The sequence below is a fragment of the Actinomadura fibrosa genome, from assembly GCF_900659615.1.
GTDB classification, from domain to species: domain Bacteria; phylum Actinomycetota; class Actinomycetes; order Streptosporangiales; family Streptosporangiaceae; genus Spirillospora; species Spirillospora fibrosa.
This window is the reverse complement of the sequence record NZ_CAACUY010000484.1, coordinates 1-2,873: the sequence shown is the minus strand read 5'-3', so window position 1 is coordinate 2,873 and position 2,873 is coordinate 1. Positions and strand designations below refer to the sequence as shown.

The 2,873-nt window shown below is 77.2% G+C and carries 2 protein-coding genes; both read left to right on the top strand.

Annotation, left to right across the window (positions count from 1 at the left end; translation table 11 throughout):
• Window positions 1-1,187 (top strand): M16 family metallopeptidase (locus E1300_RS48870; protein ID WP_131764065.1); only part of this gene is annotated, 1,187 nt, incomplete at its 5' end.
• A gap of 157 nt (window positions 1,188-1,344) precedes the next feature.
• Window positions 1,345-2,873 (top strand): sporulation protein (locus E1300_RS53670; RefSeq protein ID WP_165503349.1); only part of this gene is annotated, 1,529 nt, incomplete at its 3' end.

The window sequence follows — 2,873 nt, the reverse complement described above, 5'->3', positions numbered from 1 at the left end:
CCGCCGGCCGCGACGGCGTCGCGACGCTCGCGGCACGGGCCCTGCTGGAGGGCACCGAGCCCGGCGGCGGCACCGCGCTGACCGCCGCGTTCGAGCGGCTCGGCGCCAGCCTCTTCGCCACCGCCGACCTGACCGCGCTGCGCGTCGCGCTGGACGTCCCCGTGACGCGGCTCGGCCCGGCGCTGGAGCTGTTCTCCGCCGTCGTGCGGCGGCCCGCGCTCGACGACGCCGACGTCCGCCGCCTCGTCCGCGAGCGGCTGGAGGAGATCGCGCAGGAGGACGCCGACCCCGGGACGCGCGCGATGCGCGAGCTGCGCGCCGTGATGTTCCCGCCGGACGCCCGCGCGTCCCGCCCGACCGGCGGCGACCGGACGTCCGTGGGCGCGCTCCAGGGCGCCGACGTCCGCGCCTTCTACGGCTCCGCGGTCCCCGCGGAGGCCACCGCCGTCGTCGCCGGGGACCTGTCCGGCGTCGACGCCGACGGAGCCCTCGCGGAGGCCCTCACGGGCTGGACGGGCACCGGCGACCCGCTGCCCACCGCCGACCGCGTCATGCCGGAGTCGGCCGCCAGGATCGTCGTCGTCGACCGTCCCGGCTCGGTGCAGACCTACCTCGGCCTCGGGCACGGCGTCCCCGACCGCACCCACCACGACTGGCCGTCCCTGATGGTCGCCTCCCACGTGCTCGGCGGCGGCCTCACCTCGCGGCTCAACGCCGTGCTGCGCGAGGAGAAGGGCTACACCTACGGGTTCCGCGCCGGGCTGCTCCGCATGCGGCACTGCGGCCTGTTCATCGCGCAGGGGGCCGTCCACACCGAGGTCACCGCCGACGCCGTCACGGACGCGCTGAACGAGCTGCGCGGCATCCTCTCCCGCGGCATCGAGGCGGACGAGCACGGCTCGTCCGTGCGCGCCCTGGCCGACCGGGCGCCCGCCGAGTACGAGACCGCGCGCGCCGTGGCCGCCGAGCTGGCCGACGCGTCCGCCAGCGGGCTCGGCCCGGGCTACCCGAGCGCCTACCTCGCCGCGGTCCGCGCGTCCACCCCGGACGGCGTCGCCAACGCCTACCGCAAGCACATCGACCCGGAGGCGCTCACCATCGTCGCCGTGGGCGACGCCGCGCAGATCCGCGAGCCGCTCGAAGGGCTCGGCTACGGCCCGGTCACCGTCACGTCCAGGGAAGACTGAGCCGCGGCGCCCTCCCCGACCGCCGGGCCGGACGGAAGTCGCCTCCACATCGCTCGCCCGCGGACGCGAACCGATGGCATGGTGGATTCCGTCTGACATGTGCGGGGATCGGCCCCGCGGTCGGGGAAAAGGGGTACGGCCGGTGTCCTACGGGCAGATGGCAGGCGGACCAGGCGGACCGGGCGGTTACGGACCGGGCGGGCCCTCCGTCGACACGATCCTGGCGGAGCCGAACTGCCGCCCCGGCGGGGTCGTCGCCGGAAAGGTCCACCTGCGCGGCGGCGACCGCCCCGTCGAGATCCGGCACGTGACGCTCGCGCTCATGCCGCGCATGCGGGACGGCCACGGCGGCGAGACCGCCGGACCCGAGGTCTACCGCGGCGCGCTCACCCGCGGCTTCCGGCTGGAGACCGCGCAGCAGCGCGACCTGTCGTTCTCCATCCCGCTGCCGTACGAGCTGCCGTTCACCACCGTCCTCGGGCACGAGCTGCCCGGCTTCACGATCGGCATGTGCACCGAGGTGGACGCCAAGGGGCAGCCCGACCCCGGCGACGTCGACCCGATCTCGGTCGAGCCGCTGGAGTCCCAGCAGTGGGTGCTCGCCGCGATCGCCCGCCTCGGCTTCCAGATCACGAACGTCACGTTCGAGTCGTCGAAGCTGCGCGGGGTGTCCCAGCGGCTGCCGTTCCACCAGGAGATCCACCTCACCCCGCCGCCCGCCTACCAGGGACGGCTCGGCAAGGTCGGGCTGAGCTTCGTCGCCAGCCCCCGCGCCATGGCCTTCGTGCTGCGCGCCGAGGACCGCGCCGCCCCGTCCGACGAGGGGTTCGGCGTGTTCGAGGTCGAGCACGCCGCGGCCGCCGAGACCGACTGGAACGCGAAGATCGGCACATGGCTGGAGGCCGCGGTCGCCCTGCCGCCCGGCACGTCCGGCTCCGGTCACGACTCCGGGTCGGGCGGACGGCCGGGCGCCGCGCACGCGAGCCCGCCGCCCGGTGGGGCGCCGCTGCCGCCGCCGGGCGCGTTCCCGCCGCCACCGCCCGGCCAGCAGGGCGCCGCGTCCTACGGCGGCCCTGGCGACTACGGACAGCCGGGCGACTACGGACAGCCGGGCAACGCGGTCTTCCCGCCGCCCGGGCCTGCTCCGGGGCAAGCCCCCGCCGCCGCCATGCACAGCCCGGGCAACGCTCCGCCGCCCGGCCCGGCCCCCGTCCACGGGCACGGCACCCCGCCACCGCCCGGCCCAGGCTTCCCGCCACCACCACCCGGGAACACGCCGCCCTTCCCCTCCACCCCCGGCAACGCACCAGGCCACGGCAACGCGCCGGGCTACCCGCCGAGCCATGGCGGCGCACACGCTCCGGGATCCGGCTTCCCACCCGCACCAGGCGCACCCGGCACACCCGGTGGACACGGCAACAGCTACCCGCCCGCCCCCGGCACGCCCGGCGGACATGGCAGCAATTTCCCGCCTGCCCCCGGGGCGCCCGCTCATGGCTCCGGTTTCCCACCCGCGCCACCCGCGCCAGGCGCGCCCGGCCATGGGAACGCGCCAGGCTTCCCTGCTGGGCCGCCCCCGCACGCCCATGGGTCCGTCCCTCCGCCCGCGCCGGGTGGGCCCGCGCCGTACGCGCCGCCCGCACCCGGCGGGCCGCCTCCGCCCGCTCCGCCCGGTCCCGCGTACCC